The sequence below is a fragment of the Streptomyces similanensis genome (genome assembly GCF_039543625.1).
In the GTDB taxonomy this organism is placed as follows: domain Bacteria; phylum Actinomycetota; class Actinomycetes; order Streptomycetales; family Streptomycetaceae; genus Streptomyces; species Streptomyces similanensis.
The window spans coordinates 110685-135220 of record NZ_BAABKC010000086.1; the positions used below are offsets into that span (position 1 = coordinate 110685).

Below are 24536 nucleotides of genomic sequence, written 5' to 3' on the forward strand. Positions count from 1 at the left end.
GGTCGGTCGGGTCAGGCGTGCGCGTTCACGCCCGCCGCCTCGCGGACCTCGTTCTCCTGGAGGCGGTCGGCGGTGTGCTGGGCCGTGCGGCGGGCCCAGCGGCCCGAGGTGAGCGCGCCGAGGACGAGGACCGCCGCGCCGCAGAACACCAGCACCCACCAGCCGGGGCGGGCGGCCGAGACGAAGGCGTCCCGGTAGCCGGAGGAGCCGACGCCGGAGGCGAGCAGCGCGCCGACGACGGCGACGCCGAGGGTCTGGCCGAGCTGCCGGCTGGTGGAGGCGACGGCCGCGGCGACGCCCGCCTGGGCGCGCGGCATCCCGGAGACGGCGGTGTTGGTGATCGGGGCGTTGACGAAGCCGAAGCCGATGCCGAACAGGACGTAGCCGATCACGAGCGTCAGGTCCGAGGTCTCGGCCTCGAAGGCGGCGAACAGCACCGCGCTGACCGTCATCGCCGCCCCGGCCACCAGCAGCGGCAGCCGCGGCCCCCGGGTGCCCACCAGGCGTCCGGAGAGCGGCGCGCACAGGAAGGTGGGCAGCGCCATCGGCAGCATCCACAGGCCCGCGTGCAGGGCGTCCAGGCCGCGGACGTTCTGGAGGTACAGCGTGGACAGGAACAAGAAGCCGCCGAGCGCGGCGAACGCGCTGACCGCGATGACGGTTGCCCCGCTGAACGGCGCGGAGCGGAAGAAGCGCAGGTCGATCAGGGGTTCGGCGCGGCGCGGCTCGTAGACGAGCAGGCCGGTCAGGGCGGCGAGGGCGACGACGGCGAACGGGACGACCTGGGCGAGGCTCGCGCCCGGGGCCTCGATGATCGCGTACGTCAGCGCCCCGAACAGGGCGATCACCAGCACCTGGCCGACCGGGTCGGGACGGCGGGCCTTCGGCGCGCGGGACTCCGGGACGAAGCGCAGGGTGAGCAGCAGCGCGGCCAGGGCGACCGGCAGGTTGATCCAGAAGATGGAGCGCCAGCCGACCGACTCCACCAGCAGGCCGCCGACCAGCGGTCCGGCGGCCATGGAGATGCCGACCACCGCGCCCCACACGCCGATCGCGCGGGCGCGCTCGCGCGGGTCGGTGAAGGTGTTGGTGATGATCGACATGGCGACCGGGTTGAGCATCGAGCCGCCGACCGCCTGCACCATGCGGAAGACGATCAGCAGTTCGAGGTTGGGGGCCAGCGAGCAGAGCAGCGAGCCGACGCCGAAGACGATCAGGCCCGTCATGAAGACCCGTTTGCGGCCGATCCGGTCGGCGGTGGAGCCGGCCAGCATCAGCAGCGAGGCGAGCACCAGCGTGTAGGCGTCGATGGTCCACTGGAGTCCGGACGTGCTCGCGTGCAGCTCGCGCTGCATGGAGGGGAGGGCGACGTTCAGGACGGTGTTGTCGATGCTCACGATCAGCAGGCTCATGCAGCAGATCGCGAGCACCAGCAGCCGTCGGCGGTGGCTCAGCTCGGGCATGTGTTCCATCGTACGGGACTTCGATAGTGCGGTTAACTAATTACCGATACAAGATTCTCCGGGATCCGGGGCGGGGCCTCCCCGGCGGTACGCGACAATGGGGGAATGCCCACCACCCCCGAGTCCCCGCTGCGCATCGGTCCGCACACGGTTTCGCCGCCGGTCGTCCTGGCCCCCATGGCCGGGATCACCAACGCCCCCTTCCGCACCCTGTGCCGGGAGTTCAGCGGCGGCAAGGGCCTGTTCGTCAGCGAGATGATCACCACCCGGGCCCTGGTCGAGCGCAACGAGAAGACGATGCAGCTGATCAGGTTCGACGCGAGCGAGCGGCCGCGCTCGATCCAGCTGTACGGCGTCGACCCGGCGACCGTCGGCAAGGCCGTCCGCATGATCGCGGAGGAGGACCTCGCCGACCACATCGACCTGAACTTCGGCTGCCCGGTGCCCAAGGTGACCCGCAAGGGCGGCGGCTCCGCCCTGCCCTACAAGCGCAACCTGCTGCGCGCCATCGTGCGCGAGGCGGTCAGTGGGGCCGGCGACCTGCCGGTCACCATGAAGATGCGCAAGGGCATCGACGACGACCACCTCACCTACCTCGACGCCGGCCGCATCGCCGTCGAGGAGGGCGCGAGCGCCATCGCGCTGCACGGCCGCACCACCGCCCAGCACTACGGCGGCACCGCCGACTGGGACGCCATCGCGCGCCTCAAGGAGCACGTGCCCGAGATCCCGGTGCTCGGCAACGGCGACATCTGGTCGGCCGAGGACGCCCTCAGGATGGTGCGCGAGACCGGCTGCGACGGCGTGGTCGTCGGCCGCGGCTGCCTGGGCCGCCCGTGGCTCTTCGCCGACCTGGTCGCCGCCTTCGAGGGCCGCCCCGACGACTTCGTACGGCCCACCCTGCGCGAGGTCGCCGACGCGATGGTGCGGCACGCCGCCCTGCTCGGCGAGTGGATCGGCGACGAGGCGCGCGGCGTCATCGACTTCCGCAAGCACGTCGCCTGGTACCTGAAGGGCTTCGCGGTCGGCTCCGAGATGCGCAAGCGGCTCGCGATCACCGCGTCGCTGGCCGAGCTGCGCGCGGGACTGGACGAGCTGGACCTCGACCAGGCGTGGCCGGTGGGCGCGGACGGGCCGCGCGGCCGTACGTCCGGCAACAACCGGGTGGTGCTGCCGGACGGCTGGCTGAAGGACCCGTACGACTGCGCGGGCGTGACGGAGGACGCGGAGCTGGACACCTCCGGCGGCTGAGCGGCTGCCTTTGGCGGTCGAGCGGCTGCCGCCGGGGGCTGCGCGGGCGGCGGCTCAGTCCTTCGAGGGGTGCGGGGTGGAGCCGTACGCGGTCAGGAAGCGGTCGCGGAAGGCGCTCATCCTCCACACCGGCGCGCCGTGCGCGGGCCGCAGTCCGTCCGTCCACCCCCAGCTCGCGATCCGGTCCAGCACCTTCGGGTCCTTGGCGACGATCGAGACCGGCACGTCCCGGCTGGCGTGGTCGCCGCTGACCCGGGCGATGGGCTGGTGGTCGCCGAGGACGACCAGGACGGTGTCGTCGGTGCCGTAGCGCTGGAGCCACTGGGTCAGCGCGGTCACCGAGTACTGGACCGACTTGCCGTACTCCTCGCGGGAGCGGGCCTGGTCGGTGATGACGTCCTGCGGGCGGGTGCCCGCCGCCTCGATGCCCCGGAAGACCGAGCCGTCGCCGAGCCGGTCCCAGTCGACCATTTCCGGGATCGGCGCCCAGGGCTGGTGGCTGGAGGTCAGGATGACGAACGAGGTCAGCGGCTTGTCGTGCTTCTTTCCGTGCGCCAGGCGCTGGAACGCCTCCAGGGCGTACTGGTCGGGCATGGTCGACCAGCTGAACTTCGGGCCGCGGTAGCCCAGCCGGAAGGCGTCGTAGACCTTGTCCAGGCCGTACCACTTCGCCTCCGGCCAGCCCTTCTGCACGCCCGGCATGACGCCGACCGTGTCCCAGGCGCCGGTCTTCCTGAACGCCTCGGTCAGGGTGAGGTGGTCGCCCGAGGTCACCGTGCGGTAGCGGTTCTGGTTGTCGACCCACAGGCCCGACATGAAGGTGGAGTGCCCGAGCCAGCTGCCGCCGCCGTACGTCGCCGAGGTCAGCCAGCCGCTCTCGGCGCGGAAGCCGGCCTTCTTCAGCGCCGCGGTGCTCGCGTCGAGCGTCCGGTCGACGCCGGGCGCCATGACCGGGTCCTCGATCGCGCTGCGGCCGTAGCTCTCGATGAAGGTGAAGATCATGTCCTTGCCGCGCAGGTCGGGCACGAGCTGACTGCCCGGCGTGGCGCCGAACGCGTCCGCCTGCGCCGTCTTCGCGAACGCGCGTTCGTCGCGGAGCGTGGAGCGCAGCGCCTGCTCGTGGTACCTGAGCATGGCGACGGTGTGCTCCGAGGCCACGGGCACGCCGCCGACCTGGACGTTCAGCGACGAACAGGTCATCCACAGGGCGCAGAGCAGCAGCAGGGCGCGGGTCGCGCGGGAGCGGTCGCGGCCGAGGGCGTTCCCGACGCGGACCGTCGCGAGGGCGGTCAGGGCGAGCAGCGTCAGCACCAGCAGGACGGCGCCCACGGCGGCCAGCGAGGCGACGGCGCCGCCGAGGGTGTCGGCGAGGTAGGACCGCGCGTCGTCCAGGAGCTGCCAGTCCAGGACGACGTCGAAGCTGCGGCCGAGGTACTGGTTGAACTCGACGTCGGTCAGGTTCAGCGCGGTCAGCGCGCCGAGCGCGGCGCCGCCGAGCGCGGCGGTCACGGTCCTCGCCCGCCGCGGCAGCGCGATCAGCACGGCGGCCCCGAGCAGCGCCTCCACGGGCAGCCGCAGGAACGCGGCCGGGTGGAACTGCTCGCGCTTGTTCGGCAGCAGCAGCGCGAGCAGGACGAGGGCGAGGGCGGCGAGGGTGAGGGCGAGGGAGAACGCGCGGGCGGCGCGCGGGTGCGCGGCCTGCCAGCGGTGCTTGGCCCGGCGCAGGGCGCGGGGGTGCGGGGCGCGGGGGTGCGGGACGCGGAGGGCTTTCGGGGCGCGGGGGAAGCGGGGGCCTGGGGAGACGCCCTGTTCCTCTGGCTCGGGGGAGGCTGCGGGGCCGTCCGGTTCGGGGGAGTCCGTGGGGCCGTCCGGTTCGTCCGGCTCGGGGGAGGCGGCGGGTTCCGTGTCCGGGGGGCGGGGCGGGGTCGTCTGGTGGGGCACCCAGGGGTCCTTCCGTTGCGGCGGCGCAGAAGTGGCGGTTGCCTGGGAGGGAAGGGGCCGCCGCAGTGCCGTACGGCCCGCCGGCCGGGGCCGTTCACGCGGCGACCGAATACACGTCCGCATGGTGAAATCCGGGGCCGTGTGGCAGCGTGATTCTCGCCACCCTTGATAAGCCATGCGCTCAGATGAGCGGATCATGGGCGACTGCACCTCATCAAGAGATGGCACTGAGTGCCACGGTCTGATCGTTCATCGATCGAACTCACTCGTAGAATTGGCCGCTCAGATGAGCGAAATAGTCCACCTGGAGGCCCCCTTTCGTTCAAGAAGTGAAAACATCGGCCCTGACGACTTGCCAACCCTTGACTTTCGATCCGCTGGCGGACCGCTGGTTACGGGCGCATGACGCACGAGTGGACGTACCCACAAGCCTTCGATCTGGGTATGTTCCTCGCCGTCAGGGCAGCCACCGCGTCCTCGAGGAGTCGAGACCCGTGTCGGAAAACAAAGATCCCCAGGTAGCCGAACGCGGCAACAGCGTTGAGGGCGTGAAGTTCGTCTACGACTTCACCGAGGGCAACAAGGACCTCAAGGACCTCCTCGGCGGCAAGGGCGCCAACCTCGCCGAGATGACCAACCTGGGCCTTCCGGTCCCTCCGGGCTTCACGATCACCACCGAGGCCTGCAAGGTCTACCTCGACAGCGGCGAGGAGCCGGTGGCACTGCGTGACGAGGTGAGCGCGCACCTCGACTCCCTCGAGCAGAAGATGGGCAAGAAGCTCGGCCAGGCCGACGACCCGCTGCTCGTCTCCGTCCGCTCCGGCGCGAAGTTCTCCATGCCCGGCATGATGGACACCGTCCTGAACATCGGTCTGTCCGACAAGTCGGTCCAGGGCCTGGCCAAGCAGGCCGGCGACGACCGCTTCGCCTGGGACTCCTACCGCCGCCTCATCCAGATGTTCGGCAAGACCGTCCTGGGCGTCGACGGCGAGCTCTTCGAGGACGCCCTGGAGGCGGCCAAGGCGGCGAAGAAGGTCGCGGTCGACACCGAGCTGGAGGCCGCCGACCTCAAGAAGCTGGTCACCACCTTCAAGAAGATCGTCAAGAAGGAGGCCGGCCGCGACTTCCCGCAGGACCCGCGCGAGCAGATGGACCTCGCCATCAAGGCGGTCTTCGACTCGTGGAACGGCGAGCGCGCCAAGCTCTACCGCCGCCAGGAGCGCATCCCGCACGACCTGGGCACCGCCGTCAACGTCTGCTCCATGGTCTTCGGCAACCTCGGCCCCGACTCCGGCACCGGCGTCGCCTTCACCCGCGACCCCGCCTCCGGCCACCAGGGCGTCTACGGCGACTACCTCCAGAACGCGCAGGGCGAGGACGTCGTCGCGGGCATCCGCAACACCGTCGCGCTCGCCGAGCTGGAGCAGATCGACAAGAAGTCGTACGACCAGCTGATGAAGATCATGGAGACCCTGGAGAACCACTACCTGGATCTCTGCGACATCGAGTTCACCATCGAGCGCGGCCAGCTGTGGATGCTCCAGACCCGCGTCGGCAAGCGCACCGCCGGCGCCGCCTTCCGCATCGCCACCCAGCTCGTCGACCAGGGCCTGATCGACGAGGCCGAGGCCCTCCAGCGCGTCACCGGCGCCCAGCTCGCCCAGCTGATGTTCCCGCGCTTCGACGACGGCGCGAAGGTCGCCCAGGTCGGCCGGGGCATCGCCGCCTCGCCGGGCGCCGCGGTCGGCAAGGCGGTCTTCGACTCGTACACCGCCGTGAAGTGGTCCCGCTCGGGCGAGAAGGTCATCCTGGTGCGCCGGGAGACCAACCCCGACGACCTGGACGGCATGATCGCCGCCGAGGGCATCCTGACCTCGCGCGGCGGCAAGACCTCGCACGCGGCCGTCGTCGCCCGCGGCATGGGCAAGACCTGTGTCTGCGGCGCGGAGGAGCTGGAGGTCGACACCAAGCGCCGCCGGATGACGGTGCCCGGCGGGCACGTCGTCGAGGAGGGCGACGTGATCTCCATCGACGGCTCCTCGGGCAAGGTCTACCTCGGCGAGGTGCCGGTGGTGCCCTCCCCGGTCGTGGAGTACTTCGAGGGCCGGATGCACGCCGGCGCCGACGACGCCGACGAGCTGGTCGAGGCCGTGCACCGGATCATGGCCTTCGCCGACCGCAAGCGCCGCCTGCGGGTGCGCGCCAACGCCGACAACGCCGAGGACGCGTTGCGCGCCCGCCGCTTCGGCGCCCAGGGCATCGGCCTGTGCCGCACCGAGCACATGTTCCTCGGCGACCGCCGCGAGCTGGTGGAGCGGCTGATCCTCGCCGACACGCAGGACGAGCGCGAGGAGTCCCTCAAGCAGCTGCTGCCGCTCCAGAAGAAGGACTTCGTGGAGCTGTTCGAGGCGATGGACGGCCTGCCGGTCACCGTCCGCCTGCTCGACCCGCCGCTGCACGAGTTCCTGCCCGACATCACCGAGCTGTCGGTGCGGGTGGCGCTCGCCGAGTCCCGCCAGGAGCCGCACGAGAACGAGCTGCGCCTGCTCCAGGCCGTGCACCGGCTGCACGAGCAGAACCCGATGCTGGGCCTGCGCGGCGTACGCCTCGGCCTGGTCATCCCCGGCCTGTTCACCATGCAGGTCCGCGCCATCGCCGAGGCCGCCGCCGAGCGCCGCAACGCCAAGGGCGACCCGCGCGCCGAGATCATGATCCCGCTGGTCGGCACCGTGCAGGAGCTGGAGATCGTCCGCGACGAGGCCGACAAGGTCATCGCGGAGGTGGAGGAGGCCACCGGCACGAAGCTCAAGCTGGCGATCGGCACGATGATCGAGCTGCCGCGCGCCGCGCTCACCGCCGGCCAGATCGCGGAGGCCGCGGAGTTCTTCTCCTTCGGCACCAACGACCTGACCCAGACGGTGTGGGGCTTCAGCCGCGACGACGTGGAGGCGAGCTTCTTCACCGCGTACCTGGAGAAGGGCATCTTCGGCGTCAGCCCGTTCGAGACGATCGACAAGGACGGCGTCGGCTCGCTGGTCAAGGCCGCGGCCAAGGCCGGCCGGGCCACCCGCCCCGACCTCAAGCTCGGTGTCTGCGGCGAGCACGGCGGCGACCCGGAGTCCGTCCACTTCTTCCACGAGGTGGGCCTGGACTACGTCTCCTGCTCGCCGTTCCGCATCCCGGTGGCCCGCCTGGAAGCCGGCCGCGCGGCCTCCCAGTCGGAGGGCAGCGACCACCGCTGACCTCGGAGGGCAGCGACCACCGCTGACCTCGGAGGGCGGCGACCACCGCTGACCTCGGAGGGCGGCGGTGACCGCCGGCCCTCCCCGCGACCCCGGAGTCCTCGTCGTGGTCCCCGACCCTCAAGACCGATCACGACGGGGCCTCCGGCCCACGAAAAGGGGGCGGCGTCCTGTGCGGGGATGCCGCCCTTTTCGTCGTGTGCCGGTATCCGTCCGTCGAGCCGGCCCGTCAGATGACCGTCTTCTCCTCGGTGACCATCACGGCCACCGACTCCATGTCGATGAAGCGTGCTTCGTCGGGGTTGACCAGCGTCCGGTAGTTCTCGGAGGCGAAGAAGGCGTCATGGTCCTCCCAGTTCTCGAACCAGATCTCCGTCAGGCCGTCGTAGGCCCGGGGCGGATAGTTCTCGGCGGGGACCGGGTGGGACACGGTGTACTTGCGCACGTAGCGCTCCGCCTCCGGGATGGAGGTGAACAGCGGCGCGTGCCGGTCCCGGTGGTGTTCGACGAAACGCTCGTACGGCATTCCCTCGACGCGGTTGATCATGAAGATGAGCTTCAGCATGGAGTTAACCTAAAAGCTCACATCGGTGTGAGGGGCAAGTGAGCCATCAGCAGGGGAGGAGTCCGGCATGCGGATCGGTGAACTGTCCGCGCGGACGGGAGCCAGCCGCCGGTCTCTGCGCTACTACGAGGAGCAGGGCCTGCTCGTCAGCTCCCGCTCACCCACCGGACAGCGCCACTACGAGGACGAGCACGTTCAGCGGGTGCGCCTCATCCAGGCGTTCCTGGCGGCGGGCGTGCCCAGCAGCACCATCGCCGAGATGGCGCCCTGCATGGCCGAGCCGACCGAGGACAGGGCGCGGCAGGCACTGGACATCATGGGCCGCGAGCGGGCCCGGCTGTCCGAGGCCATCGACGCCCTCGCCGCCGCCAGGGCCGCGCTGGACCACCTCATCGAGGACAACCACGCCTACCTGACACGGTCGGCGGCCGACGCTCCCTGAACCGGGGACGATCGGATCAGCACGCGGCCCGCAGTAAGACACGCGCGACGTGGAGTCCGGCCAGGTAGACGGCGGCGGTCTTGTCGTAGCGGGTGGTGAGGCCGCGCCACTGCTTCAGGCGGTTGATGCAGCGCTCGACAGCGTTGCGCTGTTTGCAGCTCTCGCGGTCGACGGCCGGCGGCATGCCGCCACGGCTGCCCCGACGCAGCCGGTGTCCGCCCCTAGGAGCGAGGCATGCCATCCCGCGTCGGCGCCCGGCCCAAGTCGAGTATCAGCACGTCATGAAGGGCGGCGCCGTCCCACGGGATCGCCTCACCGACCTTGCGGTAGCCCCACGACCGGTAGGCGGCCCGCGCCGCCTCGCTCGCCGGATGGACGTCGAGCAGCACACGCTCGGCGTCGAGGGCGCCGAGCAGCGTCCCGTGCAGGCGGCGGGTGATGCCGTTCCCGCGCCACATCGGTCGTACGGCCAGCTCCATGAGGCCGAAGGTGCGGTGACCGTCCTCGCGGCTCACCTCGTCGGACACGGGCAGCGTCTACTGGGGGCTCTTGATGACTGCGGCGGGCAGTTCGCCGGTGAGGATCAGCTCTTTCGGCAGGGTCAGTCCGAAGCGCCGTTCGAGTAGGGGAAGTGCCGGAGCGACTTCGGCGGCATTTTCCATGTCGGCGACCAGGTCGGCATCGTCGCCGTCGACGTCGAAGAGGTAGGGAGCCTCTTCGGTGTCGATGTCGGAACTCAACCGCACCCTGCCCTCGTGACCGTAGCGGAAGTGCGGCTCCGGGACATTCGGATGTTCGGCGAAGTAGTACAGCTCGTACGTGTGGACGTCGCCCTCCCAGATGGCCGGCGTGTCATGCCGCCCCAGCGCGAATTCCCACTGTCCGCAGCCCACAGCGAAAGCGAGATCACCCACCGATCCGTACCGAACACCCGCCATGGGGTAGGTGCGACCGGTTGCACGCGACAGCTCCCGCAGCTCGTCCTCGAACGCCTCCTGAGTGCGCGGGCCCACTGGGCGCGGCTGTGTGTCGGGAACCAGGCGTCGCACGAGGTCTTCGGGGGTGAGGCCGCGGGCGAGGATCAGGCAGTATCCGCCCGGCAGCGGCTGGCCTTCGGCGACCCAGGCAATGCCATCGGACATCGTGGTGTCTCCTGTCGGAAAGGGGCCGGGGGCGGCGCCACCGTAGCCGATGGCACGTGGGTTCGTACGCGGAGAAAACACAGGGGCGGCATCCAGTGTGGGATGCCGCCCCGTTCGGGTGGGTGGGGGTGGGGTCGGTCAGTCGTGGTCGGTGTGTTCGCGGACGACCGTGCCCTTCGCCGCGTCGATGTCGTACGTCGTCTTGGTGTAGTCGTGGTCGGGGGAGACGACGTCGACGGACCAGACGAGCTTCTTGTCGTTCTCGTCCAGGCTGACCGCGGAGACCTGGCCCTTGGTCTTGTCGGTGGCCGTCTTGACCGCCTGGGCCGGGGTCTGGGTGGCCTTGGCGAGCCGGTCGGCGATCTTGCGGCGGTCGTCGGCGTCCTGGTCCGGCTCGGCCTGGCTGCGGAAGACCTTGCCGTTGGCGGCGTCGACCTCCACCCAGTGGACCGTGCCGTCGGCCGAGGCGACCTTGGCCTGCCACTCCGGGGCGCCCGCGGCGGGGGCCGGGTTCGGGGTGGCGGCGGTGGGCGTGCCGGTCGGCGAGGACTTGGCGTTGTGGGAGACGCCCTTCAGTTCGATGGCGACGAGCTTGCCGCCGGAGACCTCCTTGACGGCGGTGCCGGCCGCCTTGTCCCAGGTGACCTTCGTCTTGGACCACAGGTCCCGGCGCTCGGTCTGGTCCTGGGTCAGCGACTTGGAGGGGGAGGGCGAGGCGGTGGAGGTGGGACTGGCCGCGGCCGCCTCGGCGACACTCGACCCGGTCGAGGTGCCCGAACAGCCAGTCATCAGAAGAGCGGAGCCGCCCAGGGCGCAGATCGCGGCGATCGAACACAGGGGCGGGAGACGTCGCGCAGTGGTCATACCACTGTGGGTAACCGCCGCCGCGCGGCGCGACACCGACTCGCCGGACAAATCACCACAATGGCCGCCCCGGCTCCGGAGGCGGGGCGGCCATTGTGCGGGTCAGAGGGAGGCGCCGCTGTCGATCACCAGGTCGGTGCCGACGAGCGAGGCCGCCTCGTCGGAGGCCAGGTACAGGACGGCCGCGGCGACCTCCTCGGTGGCCGAGATCCGGCCCAGGGGCAGCGTGGCCCGGGCGCGTTCGGTGCGGTCCGACTCGGTCTCGCCCGGCCTGAGTGACATCCGCGTGGCGGTCGCTCCGGGGCTCACCACGTTGACGCGGACGCCCTCGCGGATGTGGTCCAGGGCCGCGCCCCGGCTCAGCGCCGTCACGGCGGCCTTGGTGGCGGCGTACGCGGCGGCCCCCGGGGAGGCGGCGTGCGGGCCGAAGGTGGAGGAGACGTTGACGATCGCGCCGCCGGACGGCTGGCTCCGCATCTGCCGCACCTGTGCCTTGAGGGCCAGGTAGACGCCGGTGACGTTGACGGCGAGCTGGTCGTGCCAGTCCTGCTCCGGGAGGTCGGCCGCGGCGCCGCCCCGGAAGATCCCGGCGTTGTTCACCGCGACGTCCAGCGAGCCGAAGCGGTCCACGGCGGCCGCGACCAGCGCCTCGGCGTCGGCGGCGCGGGAGACGTCGGCGGTCACCGCGAGCGCCTTGCCGCCCCGCTCCTCGATCAGCGCGACCGTCTCCTCCAGCGGCTCCCGGCGGCGTCCGGCGACCACGACCCGGGCGCCCTCGGCGGCCAGGGCGAGCGCCACCGCGCGGCCGATGCCGGAGCCGGCCCCGGAGACGAGTGCGGTGCGGTCGGTGAAGCGGGCGCGGGCGGCGGCGCCCAGGAGGGCGGCGGGTGAAGTGGTGGTCATGACTCTCCCCTTATCTTGACCGTTCGGTTCATTATGCGGTGAAAAAGAAGCGCGCCCGTCTCGTCGGGGCGCGCTCGTCTCAGTCCAGCAGGGCCAGCGCCTGCTCCACCGCGTCGCGGACGCGGACCGGGTCCGCCGTCGCCTTGCCGACGATCCGTACGCCCTGGAGCAGCACCAGCAGGGTGCGGGCCAGGGCGAGCGGGTCGCGCCCGGCGGGCAGCTCGCCCTCGGCCCGGGCGCGGACCAGGGCGGAGTGCAGCAGGGTCTCCAGATGGTCCCAGTTGCGCTCGACGTGCCGTGCGGCGGCCGGATCGTGCGGGGCCAGCTCGGCGGCCGTGTTGGTGATCATGCAGCCGTTCAGCCGCAGGCCGGCGTGGGTGGCCTCGGTGCCGTAGCGGCGTACGAGGGCGCGGACGGCCGGCAGGGCGGGGCCGGGCCGGGACAGTTCGTCCGTGATCCGCGCCATGCCCGCCCGCTCGTAGCGCGCCAGCGCCTTCAGGTACAGCTCGTGCTTGTTGCCGAAGGTGGCGTACAGGCTGGCCCGGCCGATCCCCAGGTGCTCGACCAGGTCGGCCATCGACGTCGCCTCGTAGCCGCGCCGCCAGAACAGCTCCAGGGCCGCCTGCAACGCCGCGTCGGGGTCGAACTCCTTGGTCCTGGCCATGACCGGAACCCTAGAGGAAACGAGAACGATCGGTCAAGAATGCAAGTTCTAAGGCCGCTACCGCGCCCGCACCTCGTACGTCCGCACCTCGTACGTCCGCACCCGCACCGTCTCGTCGTCCAGGCACTGGCCCGAGGACAGGTCGAAGCGCTGCTTGAGCAGCGGGGAGGCGACGAACGGGCGGCCCCGGTCGGTGCCGGTCAGGCCGCGGGAGAGGACCGCCGCGCCGGTGAACGGATCGCGGTTGTCGACGGCGTAGAGGCGGCCGGACCGGTCCTGGAACAGGGCCGCCTGCCGGCCGTCCGGCAGCAGCGCGGCGACCCCGCGGCCGGGCAGCAGCGCGCTCAGGTCGCACAGCGCGAACCAGCCGCCGTCGAGGAGGAGTTGGACCTTCAGGCCGGTGGTCTCGGGGGCGAGGGTCATCGCGGCGTGCTTCCTTCCAGTACGTCGGCCGGGGCGCCGCCGTCCGCCGCCCCGGCGGAGCCGGAGGCGCGGCGGGGCGGCAGGCCGAGGGTCAGCAGCGGCAGATCGGGCTTGATCTGGTCGCGCTCGGGGACGAAGGCGACGACCGGGTCGGGGGTGTCCGGGGCGTTGACGAAGGAGACGAACCGGGCGAGCTTCTCCGGGTCGTCGATCGTCTCGGCCCACTCGTCGCGGTAGTGGGAGACGTGCGCGGCCATCAGCGACTCCAGTTCGGCGCAGATGCCGAGCGCGTCGTGGACCACCACGTCCCGTACGTGGTCCAGGCCGCCGGGCAGCCGCTCCAGCCATACGCTGGTGCGTTCCAGCCGGTCGGCGGTGCGGAGGTAGAACATCAGGAACCGGTCGATCAGCCGGACCAGTTCGGCGTCGGACAGGTCCTGGGCCAGCAGGTCCGCGTGGCGCGGGGTGGCGCCGCCGTTGCCGCCGACGTACAGGTTCCAGCCGTGGGCGGTGGCGATCACGCCGAAGTCCTTCGACCGGGCCTCCGCGCACTCGCGGGCGCAGCCCGACACCGCCGACTTCAGCTTGTGCGGGGAGCGCAGCCCCCGGTAGCGCAGCTCCAGGTCGATCGCCATGCGCACCGAGTCCTGGACGCCGTAGCGGCACCAGGTCCGTCCCACACAGGACTTCACGGTGCGCAGCGACTTGCCGTACGCATGACCCGACTCGAACCCGGCGTCCACCAACCGCGCCCAGATGGACGGCAGCTGCTCGACGCGGGCGCCGAACATGTCGATCCGCTGACCGCCGGTGATCTTCGTGTAGAGGCCGAAGTCCCGGGCGACCTCACCGATCACGATCAGTTTCTCGGGCGCGATCTCGCCGCCGGGGACGCGCGGCACCACCGAGTAGGAGCCGTTCTTCTGGAGGTTGGCCAGGAAGTGGTCGTTGGTGTCCTGCAACGCGGCCTGCTCACCGGCCAGTACGTAACCGTCGGCGCCGATCGACGGGGCGAGCGAGGCGATGACCGAGGCCACGGCCGGCTTGCAGATCTCGCAGCCGTCGCCGCCGCGCGCCTCCTGGCGGCCGTAGCCGTCCAGCAGTTGGCGGTAGGAGGCGATGCGCAGGGCGAGGACGATCTCGTACAGCTCCTCGCGGGTGTGCGCGAAGCAGCCGCACAGCCCTTGGTCCCTCTCGACGCCGGCCGCCGCCAGTCCGGCGTCCACCAGCTGGGTGACCACCTTGACGCAACCGCCGCAGCCGGTACCGGCCTTGGTGCACTTCTTCACCTCGGGCACGGTGCGGCAGCCGTGGTCGGCGACCGCGCCGCAGATCGCGGCCTTGGTGACGTTGTGGCAGGAGCAGACCACCGCCTCCTCGGGCAGGGCCGCGGGGCCGAGGCCGGCCGGGGCGCCGGCGCCCGCGGGCAGCACCAGCGACTCGGGGGCGACGGGCGGCACCGTCCCGGTGAACGCGCGCAGCGTGCCGTACGCCTCCGCGTCGCCGACCAGGATGCCGCCCCGCAGCGTGCCGTCCCGCCCGATGACCAGCTTCTTGTACAGGCCCGCGCGGGAGTCGGAGTAGACCACGTCCAGGCAGTCGCCGCCGGCGCCGTGCGCGTCGCCGAAGGAGGCCACGGCCACGCCGAGCAGCTTCAGTTTGGTGGACAGGTCGGCGCCGGTGAACGTCAGCGCGGAGGACTCGCCGTCGGCGAGGGCGGCGGCCGCCGTCTCGGCCTGCTCGTAGCCGGGCGCGACCAGGCCGTACACCCGGCCGTCCACCGCCTGGGCGCACTCGCCGATCGCGAACACGCGCGGGTCGGCGACCGTGCGGCAGCGCGCGTCCACCACGATGCCGCCGCGCTCGCCGACGGTGAGCCCGCAGGCGCGGGCCAGCTGGTCGCGCGGGCGGACCCCGGCGGAGAACACCACCATGTCGGCGGCGAGTTCGGAGCCGTCGGACAGGACCATGCCGGTCACCGCGCCGTCCGGGCCGACCGTGATCTCCCGGGTGCCGGCGCCGGTGCGCACGCTCAGGCCCAGCTCCTCGACGGTGCGCAGCAGCGCCGCGCCGCCGCCGTCGTCGACCTGCGCGGGCATCAGGCGCGGCGCGAACTCCACGATGTGGGTGGCCAGTCCGAGCCCTTTGAGCGCGCCGGCCGCCTCCAGTCCGAGCAGCCCGCCGCCGACCACCGCGCCGGTCCGCGCCCCCGCCTTCGCGTACGCCTCGATGGCGAGCAGGTCCTCGACGGTGCGGTAGACGAAGCAGCCCTCGGCGTCCTTGCCGGGCACCGGCGGCACGAAGGGGGCGGAGCCGGTGGCCAGGACCAGTACGTCGTAGCCGACGGTCAGGCCCGAGCGGGCGGTGACGATACGGGCCGTACGGTCCACGGCCGCCGCCGGATCGCCGACGTGCAGCTCGATGCCGTGGCCGTCGATGAACTCCGCGTCGGTGAGCGAGAGTTCGTCGGGTGTGCGGCCGGAGAAGTACGAGCTGAGCCGGACCCGGTCGTAGGCGGGGCGCGGCTCCTCGCACAGCACGACCACGCGGTGCGTGCCGGTCAGGCCGCGCTCGGCCAGCGCCTCCAGGAAGCGCTGGCCGACCATGCCGTGGCCGACGAGCACGAGCGTGGGGCGGGACCGGGCGCCAAGGGCCGTCGTGGACATCGGGAGCCTCCGTCGGGATGAGCGGGTGACGCGTGCCCCGAGCCTGCGGCGCGGACGTTACCCCTCGGCATCCCGCCTGTTTCCCCGGCGGAACGCTGCCCTCAGTGCCGTCCCGGGGTGGGTGTGAGGGGCTGGCCGGGGAGGACGCGGGGCGGCCGGGGGAGGGCGGCCGAGGGAAGGCGCGGGGCGGCCGGGGGTGGGGTCAACCGAACCTCCGGGCTCCGTGGAGGCACCCTCGCGGCCGGGCGGCGCGGGCGGAAGGCTGACAGGCGTCGGCTTCCACCGGCACCCGCCCGGGCCCGCGGCCCGGCCCGCACTCCGGCTTCAGGGGGAATCACCATGACCACCGCACCCGCACCCGCCTCCACATCCGCACCCGCACCTGAATCCACGTCCACGCCCGCGTCCACATCCCCCGTCCGGGACTCCGCCGCCGTCCGCGTACGGCGCGTGCTGCGCGAGCCGTTCACGGCGGCCGCCTGGCGCAGGGTCGCCTACGCGGTGCTCGCCCTGCCGACCGGCGTCCTGTGCGTGCCGTTCGCGCTGGTCAGCCGCCGGGCCGGGCGGCTGCAACGCGGGCTCCTGCGCCGCTTCCTGGGCGTCGAGCTGCCCGGAAACCGGCGCGGCCTGCTGCACGCGCTGCTCGCCACCCCCGTGAACCTCCTGGTCGTGGCCGTCACCCTGTACGGCTGGTCGGTCGTCCCGATGAACCTCGGCTGGCCGCTGCGCGTCGGCTCCGACTACGCCGACTCCTGGGGCGGCCCCACCTTCGCGGGCGCCTGGGCCTTCCACGCGGCCGTCGGCGGCGGCGGCTTCGCGCTGCTCATGCCGTGGCTGGGCCGCGCGATGGCCGCGCTGCAAGTCCGCATCGCCCGCGCGCTGCTGTCCTGACGGCCGTCCACCGCCGTCATGACGGACCACTCGTCCCGCCGACGTGATCTCCTAGGTTGGCTCCATGCAGCGCCTCCGCTCCCTGTTCACGGCCACCTTCGGTCCGCGCGCTCTGGCCGCCCTGCTCTACGCGGTGCTCGCCTTCCCGCTCGGCGTCGTGAGTTGCTGGCTCACCCTGGCCGGCCTGGCGTTCGGCGCCCTGCTCTCGGTGACCGCGCTGGGACCGTGGCTGCTGGCCGGTCTGCTGCGCGGGGAACTGGCCCTCGGCGCCCTGCACCGCGCGCTGGCCCGCGGGCTGCTGGGACTCCGCATCGAGGCCCCGGCGCCCACCCCGGCGCCCACCCCGGCGCCCACCCCGGCGCCCGTCCCGGGGACCGGCCCGCGCGCCTGGCGCGCCCTGCCGGCCCGGCGCGCGGGCTGGAAGGCGGCCGGGTGCATGGCGCTGTCCCCGCTCACCGCGGTCCTCCCCTACGCCGCCGCGGCCGTCGGATACGTGTACGGCGCGCTGTTCACCCTCCATCCGCTCCTCGCGCGCGTGAACTACCGGACCGTCCACCACCCCGACGGCTCGGTCACCCACGTCTCCCTGGAGATTCTCGGCCACCAGCTCGACACCTGGCCGCGCTCGCTGATCCCCGTCACCGCCGGAGTGCTGCTCCTGGCCGCCGCCCCGCACCTGCTGCGCCACGCCCTCGCCCCGCACCGGGCGCTGCTCACCGCGCTGCTCGGACCGGACGCGGCGGACCGCCGCATCCGCACCCTGGAGGAGACCCGCGCCCAGGCCGTGGACGACGCCGCCGCCACCCTGCGCCGCATCGAACGCGACCTGCACGACGGCACGCAGGCCCGCCTGGTCGGCCTGGGCATGCACCTCACCGTGATCCGCGAACTGGTGACCGCGGGCGCCGACCCCGCCCGTGTCCTGGCCGCCGTCGACACCGCCCGCGAGGGCGCCACCCGGGCCGTCGCCGACCTGCGCCACCTGGTCAAGGGCATCCACCCGCCGGTCCTGGACGACGGCCTCGACGCGGCCCTGGCCACCCTGGCCGCCGACAGCGCCCTGCCCGTCACGCTCACCGCCGGCGTCGAGACCCGCCCCAGTCCGGCCCTGGAATCCATCGCCTACTTCTGCGCCGCCGAACTCCTCGCCAACGCCGCCAAGCACAGCGGCGCGCGGGCCGCCCGGATCGACGTCACGGCCACCGGCGGCCGGCTCCGGCTGCGCGTCGCCGACGACGGGCGGGGCGGCGCGGCCGTCGGGACCGGCTCCGGACTCACCGGCCTGCTGGCCCGCGTCCGCACCGTGGACGGCACACTGACCTGCGACAGCCCGCCCGGAGGCCCTACGGTGGTCACCGTCGACCTGCCGTTGCGGCGGGCGGGGTGAGGGGAGTGGGATGCGCGTCGTCGTCGCCGAGGATTCCGCGCTGCTGCGCGAGGGCCTGGTCCAGCTGCTGGAGCTGCGCGGGGTGGAGACCGTGGCGGCCGTGGCCGACGCGCAGACGCTGCTCGCCGCCGTCGCCGAGCACGCGCCCGACGTCGCGGTGATCGACATCCGGCTGCCGCCCACCCAGACCGACGAGGGCGTACGCGCCGCCCTGCGGCTGCGCGCCGAACACCCCGGCACCGGCGTGCTGCTGTTCTCCCAGTACGTGGAGACGACGTACGCGGCCCGACTGCTCGCCGAGCCCGCCGGGTTCGGCTATCTGCTCAAGGAACGGGTCGTGGAGATCGGGGAGTTCGTCGCGGCGCTGGAGCGGGTCGCGTCCGGGGGCACGGCGCTCGACCCCGAGGTGGTCGCCCAGCTGTTCGGCGCGAGCCGCCGCGCCACGGCCCTGGACACCCTCACGCCGCGCGAGCGCGAGGTGCTCGCGCTGATGGCCGAGGGCCGGACCAACCAGTCCATCGCCACCGCGTTCACCGTCTCCGAACGCGCGGTGGAGAAGCACATCGGCAACATCTTCGCCAAGCTCGGCCTGCCGCCGTCCCCGACGGGACACCGGCGGGTGCTGGCGGTGCTGCGGTACCTGGAGAGCGTCCGGGCGGCCTGAACCGCGGCGTCGGCGGTGCGCCCGCCCCCGGAAGCCCAGGAACCCCGCCGCCGGCGGAGCGCCCACCCGGAAGCTCAGAAGTCCCTCAGCTCCATGGACCGCACACGTGTTCGCTCCCTAGGCTCGTGATCATGCCCGACATATCGCTGACCGTCGTCGCCCTGCTCTGCCTCGCCGCGCTCGCGGCCGGCTGGATCGACGCCGTGGTCGGCGGGGGCGGGCTCCTGCTGCTGCCGGTGCTGCTGCTCGGGCTGCCCGGCTCCACCCCGGCCGCGTCCGCGCTGGGCACCAACAAGGCGGTCGCCATCGTCGGCACGACCGGCGCGGCGGTGACGTACGCCCGCCGGGCCCCGGTGGACGTCCGCACCGCCGTGCGCATCGGCCTGGCGGCGCTCGCCGGGTCCTGTGCCGGGGCGTTCTTCGCGGCCGGGATGAGCACCGACGTGCTCAAGCCGGTGATCATGGTGGTGCTGCTGGCGGTCGGCGCGTTCGTGATCCTGCGGCCCGCCTTCGGCACCGCCCCGGCGCCGGGCCCGGCCTCCCGCCGGCGGATCCTCGCGGCGATCGGCCTCGCGGGCCTCGGCATCGGCTTCTACGACGGCTTCATCGGCCCCGGCACCGGCACCTTCCTGGTCCTGGCGCTGACCGCCGTGCTCCACCTGGACCTGGTGACCGCCTCCGCCACCGCCAAGATCGTCAACTGCTGCACCAACGCGGGCGCGCTGGCCACCTTCGCCTGGCAGGGCGTGATCCTGTGGCAACTGGCCGCCGTCATGGCCGTGTTCAACCTGGCCGGCGGCATGCTGGGCGCGCACACCGCGCTGAAGAAGGGCAGCGGCTTCGTCCGCGTCGTCCTGCTGACGGTGGTCTTCGCCCTGGTCGCGAACCTCGCCTACCAGCAGTGGGTGGCGTAGACGCGCCTCAGCGGCTGCCCGTCAGGTGGGCGAAGACCACCACGTTGCCCTGGTAGCCGGTCGCCCTGGAGTAGCCGCCGCCGCAGGTGATCACCCGTAGCTCGGGGCGCGCGGCCGCGCCGTAGACCTTGTCGTCGGGGAAGTCCTTGGCCTGGTACACCTCGATCGCGTCCACCGTGAACACGGCCACGCCGCCGTCGCGCCGGTCCACCTCGATGCGGCTGCCCTTCTTCAGGGCGCCGAGGTCGTAGAAGACGGCCGGGCCCTGGGTGTTGTCGACGTGACCGGCGACGATTGCGGTGCCCCGCTCGCCCGGCGTGGTGCCGGACTCGTACCAGCCGGCGAGGTTCTTGTCGCCGGCGGGCGGCACGTCCAGGCTGCCGGCGGGGGTCAGGGCGAGGCCCATGAGGGGGGCGTTCACCCGGATCGAGGGGATGCGGATGCGGGTGGGCGGGGACGGCGGCAGCGCGGGGGCGGTGAGCCGCTCCTCGCCGGGGTCGGGGGTGCCCTCGGCCGCTGCGGGCTGCGGCGGGGCGTGCGTCGTGCCGGCGCTGTGCAGGAGCCACGCGCCCGAGCAGAGGGCGACGACGGTGACGGAGGCTATGGCGGTGTTGCCGATCCTGCGCATGCGAACCCCTCTTCCGGCTTCCGGACAGGCCCTGTGGTGCCCTGCCCCCTCCGGGCGACGAGGGGCGTCGTCGCCCGGAGGGGGTGGGACGTGCGGTACCGGCGGACGGACGGCGGAGGGTGTCCGTCAGATCCCGTCGCCTCTCGCCCGGCGATGCAGGAGCCAGGTACCGCCCGCGCCGGCGACGGCGAGCGCCGTCACTCCGGCCGCGGTCTGCACGGGGTCGCGGCCGAGCGCGCCGCCGACCCCCGTCTTCACACTTCCCCGGGGCCGCACCTGCGCCGACTCCGGCTGGACGGTCAGCGCGACCACCAGGTCGCCGCGGACCTCGCGGCCGCCCTCGGCGCACTCCGCGACGATCTCGTACGTCCCCGGCTGCGCGCTCTCCGGCACCCGGAACCCGCCGCTCGCGTCGCCGTCGCGGGCGCCGGGCGCGAGCGGGAAGGAACCGGCGCCGACCGCGCTCGCGTCGCCCGCGGCGGCCGCCGTGCCGCCGCACGCCCTGGTGTTCACGGTCACCTGACCGCCCGGCTCCACCGAGTACGGCAGCACCTCCAGACCACTGGCGGCCGACCCGGAACGCGGCGCGGCGACGAGCGCGGCGCCGGGCGCGTGTGCGGGGGCGGAAGCGATGTCCGCGCCGTAGGCGGGCGCGGCGAGCCCGCTCACGGCGGCGACGGCGAGCGTGGCCCCGGTCACGGCCCCGGTCACGGCCCCGGCCGTGGGGCGGACGGTACGTCGCATCGGTGCTCCCTAGAGCTCAGCGGACGGGACACGACCCACGGCACCCGCATGTGCCGCCGTCGCCGCGCCCTGCCCTTCCGAGGTAAGTGGCACCCGGGCCCGCGCGCTTCCTGAGGGAACGTCAGAAATACGGTGAACGGGTGCCGGCGTGCCGGGCGCGGGGCGCGGGGCGGCGGACGTTTGGGCAGGTCAGCGCGGTGTTCCTGACGCGGTGTCGGAAACCGCCCGAAGGGCGCGGCGCGCGGGTGTGAACGGGTGATCCGATGCGCGGGGCGGCGCCCGCCGGGTGGGCCGGGACGGGCCTCCGGGGCCTGTGGCAGTGCTGTGACGTGGAGCACACGGTTCCGCCGGTGGGCGTTTCCTAGCCTTTCGTCCAGACGGGCCAGTTCCGCCCCTTCCGGCCGCTCGCCGAGGGCTCAGGTGCGCGCGTCGTCCACTCCGCGGTCTCGCCAACTCCCGTAAAGGTACTCCTGCGTTGATATCGAACTCTTCGCCCACCGTCCGTTCCTCCCGCCGCCGCCGGGTGCTGCGCGCGGCCGTCGGCTCCGCCGCGGTCACCGGTGCGGTGCTCGCCTCCGCCGTGACCGCCCTCGCCGACAGCACCCCCGAGCCGGCCGCCTCCGCCGCGGTCACCGCCTCCGCCGCGCCGACCGCGTCCGCCTCCACCACGGCGCCCGCCACCGCCGCCCCGACGGAGACGGCCACCGGCCCCGCGACGGCCACCGCCTCCGCCACCCCCTCCCCGAGCCGGTCCACCCCGTCGAACGACCGCGGCGGGGCCGGGCAGGGTCCGGTGACGCCCGTGAGGTGCGTGGTGACGGTCAAGCAGAACATCGGCGCGGGCACCATGGCCCTGATGACCATCAGCCCCTCCGGGCCGTCCGTCCTCTTCCAGGGCTCGGGCGAGGACAAGCTGATCCCGGGCCTGTCGCTGAGCCGTACGCACCCGAAGCTCCCCGCGAGCGCGGGCATCGTCGCGGAGATCCTGGACCCGAACAGCGCCAGCCCGCGTCTGCTGACCAAGACGCAGGGCGGCGGGCAGCCGGCGGCGGTCGCCGCGTTCCCCAAGCTGCCCAAGGGGTGCAGCTTCACGTACCGGACCAGCGGCTCGGGCTCCGGCCAGACCACTGTCGTCCCCAAGGGCGGCGTGGCGGCCGGTTACGAGGCCCCCGCCGGCCACGGCGACACGCTCCTGGCCGTCGGCGGAGCCACCGCGGCCCTCGGCGCCGCGGGCGTCGCCTTCGTGGCGCTGCGCCGCAAGGCGGCCGCCACCCCCACCCGCTGAACCCCCCCCGCTGAACCACCCGCCGAACCACCCGCCGGAGCCCACCGGCCGCCCCCGCACACGACTCGCCCCCGTCCCGGTCCCGGTCCGGCCCGCGCACCCAGCGGGCCGGACCAGGGTCGTCAGGAGAACCGGACCATGCGCCCGCCCCACGCCCACCGACTGGCCGCGACCCTGCTCGCCCTTCCGCTCGCCGTCGCGCTCAGCGGCTGTAGGACGGACACACCGCCGGCCGCACCGCCCCCGCACATCGCCACCGCCGCACCCACCGCCTCCGCGCCGGAGGCGACCCCGGCCCCGATGCCCGCCTCCCCGCCCGTCCACGTCACCATCCCCGCCGCCGGAGTCGACACCGGCCCCCTGCTGAGACTGGGCCTCAACGCCGACGGCACGATCGAGGTGCCCTCCGTCGCCCAGGCCGACCGCATCGGCTGGTACGGCAACGGCGTCACCCCCGGCGAGACGGGCCCCGCCGTGCTCGTCGGCCACTACGACACGGTGAACGGCCCGGCGGTCATGCGGAACGTCGCCAGGATCAAGCCCGGCGCGCGCGTCGACGTCACCCGCGAGGACGGCACCCACGCCGTCTTCACCGTCACCGCGCTGGAACAGGTCGACAAGCACGCCTTCCCCACCCGGAAGGTCTACGGCAGCACCAGCACCCCGCAACTGCGCCTGATCACCTGCGGCGGCGCCATCACCGCCGGCCACCGCCCGGACAACATCATCGTCTACGCCACCCTGACGAACCCAGCACACTGACCCGGCGGCGCCGACCGCGCGGTGCCGTGTGGTGACCGAGCCGGCTCAGGCGACCGTGTACTCCGCGTCGCCGAAGTCCGCGACAACACGGAGCCGGCCGCCCAGTGCCTCCACGTATGCCCGAAGCGTCGAGACCTCCGCACGGTCCAGCTCACCATGCTCGATCGCGGAGACACGCGGTGCTGAGACCCCCATGGACGCGGCGACCTGGCGCTGCGTGAGCGCCTGCTCACGTCGAACCTCCGCGAGCTTGTGGGCGCGCACCTCGGCGGTCAGCCTGTCCATGGCCGCCTGCTTCTCCTGAGCCGAACGCACCGGCAGGCCGGCGGCTTCGCGCCGCTCGCGCGCCCTGCGCTTGGTCTCCTCCCAGCTGACCGTACTCATTCGTACTCCCGCGTCTCGAGGTCGGTCACATGCGCCCGGTAGCGCTGTTCGGCGATCGGAATGGCGGTGTCGTACCAGCGCTGCCAGTTCCCTGCTTTGTCGCCTGCCACCAGAAGTACCGCCCGGCGCACCGGGTCGAATGCGAAAAGGATCCGGATCTCACTGTTCCCCGACGAGCCCGGTCGCAACTCCTTCAGATGATGGTGGTCGGCGCCCTTGATCCGGTCGACCAACGGGCGACCGAGGGTCGGGCCCGTGGTCGCCAGCATGTCGATGGCGTCCTCCACCTGCTCGGCACTGTCCCAGTCCTGCTCGGCCAGCGCCTCGAACCAAGCTGCGACCTCCGCGACGAGGACCACTTCCCATTGAGCCACGAGGCTCAGGTTAACGCAAGCGTTAACCTCGACGCCGCACGACCGAAGCCGCCCCCGCCCTCACCGCGCCCCCGCAGCCCTCACCGCACCCCCGCCAGCGCCCGTTGCACCCCGTGTTCGCGGGGGCCCAGGAAGGTGGGGTCGGGGTGGAACAGGGCGTCCAGGGCCGCTTTGCCGGCCGCGAAGACCTCGCGGGTTCCGCCGTAGTACCAGGTGGCGTCGTGCACCGCGTCCACGCCGACGCCGTAGGAGTCGACGCCGGCCGCGTCGCACAGGGCCACCGCCCGCCGGATGTGGAAGCCCTGGCTGACCAGGACCGCCCGGTCCACCCCGAAGACCTTCTTCGCGCGCACGCACGAGTCCCAGGTGTCGAAGCCGGCGTAGTCGCCGACGATCCGCGTGCCCGGCACGCCGTGCCGGGTCAGGTAGGCGCGCATCGCGTCCGGCTCGTCGTAGTCCTCGCGGCTGTTGTCGCCGGTCACCAGGACCACCTTGATCCGGCCCTCGTGGTACAGCTTCGCCGCCGCGTCCAAGCGGTGCGCCAGGTATGGCGACGGCTCGCCGCCGTGCCACAGGCCCGCGCCGAAGACGATGGCCACGTCGGTGCGCGGCGCGTCGGCCGTGGTGCGCAGGCGGTCCCCGGTGACCAGGTACAGCCAGGTCGCCGGCAGCAGCGCCAGCACGCACACCGCCATCACGGCCTGCACCAGCCGCCGCCGGCCCGCACGGGTGCGCGGCGGACGCGGTCGGAGGCGCGACAGCGGGACGGTCGGTCGGCGCATGGTTCGGCCCCTCTCCTCGGACGGCCAGGACGGCCCTCGACCAGCGAAGACGCACCCCGGAGCAAACCGGTTCGCCCCCAGCACACCCCCCTCGCCCCGCCGCCCTCGCGCCCCCTCGCCCCGCCGCCCTCGCGCCCCCTCGCCCCGCCGCCCTC

The 24536-nt window shown here is 73.0% G+C and carries 24 protein-coding genes and 1 pseudogene; 9 read left to right on the top strand and 16 right to left on the bottom strand.

Annotation, left to right across the window (positions count from 1 at the left end):
- Positions 1-11 precede the first annotated feature (11 nt).
- Positions 12-1463, bottom strand: coding sequence for an MFS transporter (locus tag ABEB07_RS27335; RefSeq protein ID WP_345670731.1), 1452 nt, complete (start codon positions 1461-1463; stop codon positions 12-14).
- 105 nt (positions 1464-1568) lie between these two features.
- Here ABEB07_RS27335 and dusB point away from each other — a divergent pair, with 105 nt between their 5' ends.
- Positions 1569-2714, top strand: a complete 1146-nt coding sequence (dusB, locus tag ABEB07_RS27340; protein WP_164583642.1) for a tRNA dihydrouridine synthase DusB — start codon at positions 1569-1571, stop codon at positions 2712-2714.
- 54 nt (positions 2715-2768) lie between these two features.
- Here the strand turns inward: dusB and ABEB07_RS27345 are convergent, their stop codons facing one another.
- Positions 2769-4655 carry an alkaline phosphatase family protein gene (locus tag ABEB07_RS27345; RefSeq protein WP_425589084.1) on the bottom strand — a complete coding sequence of 629 codons (1887 nt, stop codon included), beginning with the start codon at positions 4653-4655 and terminating at the stop codon, positions 2769-2771.
- A 494-nt stretch (positions 4656-5149) separates the two neighbouring features.
- Here ABEB07_RS27345 and ppdK point away from each other — a divergent pair, with 494 nt between their 5' ends.
- Positions 5150-7897 (top strand): pyruvate, phosphate dikinase, encoded by a 2748-nt coding sequence (gene ppdK, locus ABEB07_RS27350; protein ID WP_176148865.1) that lies wholly within the window; start codon positions 5150-5152, stop codon positions 7895-7897.
- 229 nt (positions 7898-8126) lie between these two features.
- On the opposite strand, the gene ABEB07_RS27355 is transcribed toward ppdK, so the two are convergent.
- Entirely contained in the window at positions 8127-8462 is a 336-nt protein-coding gene (locus ABEB07_RS27355; RefSeq protein WP_345670732.1) for an EthD domain-containing protein, read from the bottom strand.
- A 67-nt stretch (positions 8463-8529) separates the two neighbouring features.
- On the opposite strand from ABEB07_RS27355, the gene ABEB07_RS27360 reads away from it, so the two are divergent.
- Entirely contained in the window at positions 8530-8904 is a 375-nt protein-coding gene (locus tag ABEB07_RS27360; protein WP_345670733.1) for a MerR family transcriptional regulator, read from the top strand.
- Between the two features lie 16 nt (positions 8905-8920).
- On the opposite strand, the gene ABEB07_RS27365 is transcribed toward ABEB07_RS27360, so the two are convergent.
- From ABEB07_RS27365 to nirB, 8 genes and pseudogenes are all read right to left on the bottom strand, one after another.
- Positions 8921-9088 (bottom strand): hypothetical protein, encoded by a 168-nt coding sequence (locus ABEB07_RS27365; RefSeq protein ID WP_425589085.1) that lies wholly within the window; start codon positions 9086-9088, stop codon positions 8921-8923.
- 37 nt (positions 9089-9125) lie between these two features.
- Positions 9126-9440, bottom strand: a pseudogene (locus tag ABEB07_RS27370) (GNAT family N-acetyltransferase); the annotation flags it as partial.
- Positions 9441-10046 carry a hypothetical protein gene (locus ABEB07_RS27375; RefSeq protein WP_345670758.1) on the bottom strand — a complete coding sequence of 202 codons (606 nt, stop codon included), beginning with the start codon at positions 10044-10046 and terminating at the stop codon, positions 9441-9443.
- A gap of 138 nt (positions 10047-10184) precedes the next feature.
- Positions 10185-10910: a PepSY domain-containing protein gene (locus tag ABEB07_RS27380; RefSeq protein ID WP_345670734.1), complete on the bottom strand. Its 726-nt coding sequence runs from the start codon at positions 10908-10910 to the stop codon at positions 10185-10187.
- 102 nt (positions 10911-11012) lie between these two features.
- Positions 11013-11813, bottom strand: coding sequence for an SDR family NAD(P)-dependent oxidoreductase (locus ABEB07_RS27385; protein ID WP_345670735.1), 801 nt, complete (start codon positions 11811-11813; stop codon positions 11013-11015).
- Between the two features lie 79 nt (positions 11814-11892).
- Positions 11893-12477 (bottom strand): TetR/AcrR family transcriptional regulator, encoded by a 585-nt coding sequence (locus ABEB07_RS27390; protein ID WP_345670736.1) that lies wholly within the window; start codon positions 12475-12477, stop codon positions 11893-11895.
- Positions 12478-12534: 57 nt separating this feature from the next.
- Positions 12535-12900: a nitrite reductase small subunit NirD gene (nirD, locus tag ABEB07_RS27395; RefSeq protein WP_176148857.1), complete on the bottom strand. Its 366-nt coding sequence runs from the start codon at positions 12898-12900 to the stop codon at positions 12535-12537.
- Positions 12897-15566, bottom strand: coding sequence for a nitrite reductase large subunit NirB (gene nirB, locus ABEB07_RS27400; protein ID WP_345670738.1), 2670 nt, complete (start codon positions 15564-15566; stop codon positions 12897-12899). Before nirB ends, nirD begins: the two co-directional genes overlap by 4 nt.
- A 339-nt stretch (positions 15567-15905) precedes the next feature.
- Between nirB and ABEB07_RS27405 the strand changes: the two genes are divergently transcribed.
- The 4 genes from ABEB07_RS27405 (at position 15906) to ABEB07_RS27420 (ending at position 19422) form a co-directional block, all read left to right on the top strand.
- A complete protein-coding gene (locus tag ABEB07_RS27405; RefSeq protein WP_345670739.1) occupies positions 15906-16457 on the top strand; it encodes a sensor domain-containing protein in 552 nt (183 codons plus the stop codon).
- Positions 16458-16521: 64 nt separating this feature from the next.
- Entirely contained in the window at positions 16522-17844 is a 1323-nt protein-coding gene (locus ABEB07_RS27410; protein WP_345670741.1) for a sensor histidine kinase, read from the top strand.
- A 10-nt stretch (positions 17845-17854) separates the two neighbouring features.
- A complete protein-coding gene (locus ABEB07_RS27415) occupies positions 17855-18508 on the top strand; it encodes a response regulator transcription factor (protein WP_176148853.1) in 654 nt (217 codons plus the stop codon).
- 131 nt (positions 18509-18639) lie between these two features.
- A complete protein-coding gene (locus tag ABEB07_RS27420) occupies positions 18640-19422 on the top strand; it encodes a sulfite exporter TauE/SafE family protein (protein ID WP_164583628.1) in 783 nt (260 codons plus the stop codon).
- A 7-nt stretch (positions 19423-19429) separates the two neighbouring features.
- Here ABEB07_RS27420 and ABEB07_RS27425 read toward each other — a convergent pair whose 3' ends face one another.
- Positions 19430-20050 (bottom strand): class F sortase, encoded by a 621-nt coding sequence (locus tag ABEB07_RS27425; protein ID WP_345670742.1) that lies wholly within the window; start codon positions 20048-20050, stop codon positions 19430-19432.
- 126 nt (positions 20051-20176) lie between these two features.
- Entirely contained in the window at positions 20177-20794 is a 618-nt protein-coding gene (locus ABEB07_RS27430) for a hypothetical protein (protein ID WP_345670743.1), read from the bottom strand.
- Positions 20795-21269: 475 nt separating this feature from the next.
- Here ABEB07_RS27430 and ABEB07_RS27435 point away from each other — a divergent pair, with 475 nt between their 5' ends.
- Both ABEB07_RS27435 and ABEB07_RS27440 read left to right on the top strand, forming a co-directional pair.
- Complete coding sequence (locus ABEB07_RS27435; protein WP_345670744.1) at positions 21270-22079, top strand: hypothetical protein; 810 nt, start codon at positions 21270-21272, stop codon at positions 22077-22079.
- Between the two features lie 138 nt (positions 22080-22217).
- The gene (locus tag ABEB07_RS27440; protein WP_345670745.1) at positions 22218-22841 is read left to right on the top strand and encodes a class F sortase; all 624 of its coding nucleotides are present in this window, start codon (positions 22218-22220) and stop codon (positions 22839-22841) included.
- A gap of 45 nt (positions 22842-22886) precedes the next feature.
- Here the strand turns inward: ABEB07_RS27440 and ABEB07_RS27445 are convergent, their stop codons facing one another.
- The 3 genes from ABEB07_RS27445 to ABEB07_RS27455 form a co-directional block, all read right to left on the bottom strand.
- Positions 22887-23225 (bottom strand): XRE family transcriptional regulator, encoded by a 339-nt coding sequence (locus tag ABEB07_RS27445; RefSeq protein WP_345670746.1) that lies wholly within the window; start codon positions 23223-23225, stop codon positions 22887-22889.
- Positions 23222-23608, bottom strand: a complete 387-nt coding sequence (locus ABEB07_RS27450; protein WP_345670757.1) for a type II toxin-antitoxin system RelE/ParE family toxin — start codon at positions 23606-23608, stop codon at positions 23222-23224. The genes ABEB07_RS27445 and ABEB07_RS27450 overlap by 4 nt, the downstream gene beginning before the upstream one ends.
- 71 nt (positions 23609-23679) lie before the next feature.
- Positions 23680-24381, bottom strand: a complete 702-nt coding sequence (locus ABEB07_RS27455) for a SanA/YdcF family protein (protein ID WP_164589152.1) — start codon at positions 24379-24381, stop codon at positions 23680-23682.
- Between the last annotated feature and the right edge of the window lie 155 nt (positions 24382-24536).

Excerpts from the sequence above, each read along its gene's own strand:
- ABEB07_RS27335 (WP_345670731.1), bottom strand. The coding sequence starts at position 1,463 with ATGCCCGAGCTGAGCCACCGCCGACGGCTGCTGGTGCTCGCGATCTGC.
- dusB (WP_164583642.1), top strand. The coding sequence starts at position 1,569 with ATGCCCACCACCCCCGAGTCCCCGCTGCGCATCGGTCCGCACACGGTT.
- ABEB07_RS27355 (WP_345670732.1), bottom strand. The coding sequence starts at position 8,462 with ATGCTGAAGCTCATCTTCATGATCAACCGCGTCGAGGGAATGCCGTAC.
- ABEB07_RS27360 (WP_345670733.1), top strand. The coding sequence starts at position 8,530 with ATGCGGATCGGTGAACTGTCCGCGCGGACGGGAGCCAGCCGCCGGTCT.
- ABEB07_RS27365 (WP_425589085.1), bottom strand. The coding sequence starts at position 9,088 with ATGCCGCCGGCCGTCGACCGCGAGAGCTGCAAACAGCGCAACGCTGTC.
- ABEB07_RS27375 (WP_345670758.1), bottom strand. The coding sequence starts at position 10,046 with ATGTCCGATGGCATTGCCTGGGTCGCCGAAGGCCAGCCGCTGCCGGGC.
- ABEB07_RS27380 (WP_345670734.1), bottom strand. The coding sequence starts at position 10,910 with ATGACCACTGCGCGACGTCTCCCGCCCCTGTGTTCGATCGCCGCGATC.
- ABEB07_RS27385 (WP_345670735.1), bottom strand. The coding sequence starts at position 11,813 with ATGACCACCACTTCACCCGCCGCCCTCCTGGGCGCCGCCGCCCGCGCC.
- ABEB07_RS27390 (WP_345670736.1), bottom strand. The coding sequence starts at position 12,477 with ATGGCCAGGACCAAGGAGTTCGACCCCGACGCGGCGTTGCAGGCGGCC.
- nirD (WP_176148857.1), bottom strand. The coding sequence starts at position 12,900 with ATGACCCTCGCCCCCGAGACCACCGGCCTGAAGGTCCAACTCCTCCTC.
- nirB (WP_345670738.1), bottom strand. The coding sequence starts at position 15,566 with ATGTCCACGACGGCCCTTGGCGCCCGGTCCCGCCCCACGCTCGTGCTC.
- ABEB07_RS27405 (WP_345670739.1), top strand. The coding sequence starts at position 15,906 with ATGACCACCGCACCCGCACCCGCCTCCACATCCGCACCCGCACCTGAA.
- ABEB07_RS27410 (WP_345670741.1), top strand. The coding sequence starts at position 16,522 with ATGCAGCGCCTCCGCTCCCTGTTCACGGCCACCTTCGGTCCGCGCGCT.
- ABEB07_RS27415 (WP_176148853.1), top strand. The coding sequence starts at position 17,855 with ATGCGCGTCGTCGTCGCCGAGGATTCCGCGCTGCTGCGCGAGGGCCTG.
- ABEB07_RS27420 (WP_164583628.1), top strand. The coding sequence starts at position 18,640 with ATGCCCGACATATCGCTGACCGTCGTCGCCCTGCTCTGCCTCGCCGCG.
- ABEB07_RS27425 (WP_345670742.1), bottom strand. The coding sequence starts at position 20,050 with ATGCGCAGGATCGGCAACACCGCCATAGCCTCCGTCACCGTCGTCGCC.
- ABEB07_RS27430 (WP_345670743.1), bottom strand. The coding sequence starts at position 20,794 with ATGCGACGTACCGTCCGCCCCACGGCCGGGGCCGTGACCGGGGCCGTG.
- ABEB07_RS27440 (WP_345670745.1), top strand. The coding sequence starts at position 22,218 with ATGCGCCCGCCCCACGCCCACCGACTGGCCGCGACCCTGCTCGCCCTT.
- ABEB07_RS27445 (WP_345670746.1), bottom strand. The coding sequence starts at position 23,225 with ATGAGTACGGTCAGCTGGGAGGAGACCAAGCGCAGGGCGCGCGAGCGG.
- ABEB07_RS27455 (WP_164589152.1), bottom strand. The coding sequence starts at position 24,381 with ATGCGCCGACCGACCGTCCCGCTGTCGCGCCTCCGACCGCGTCCGCCG.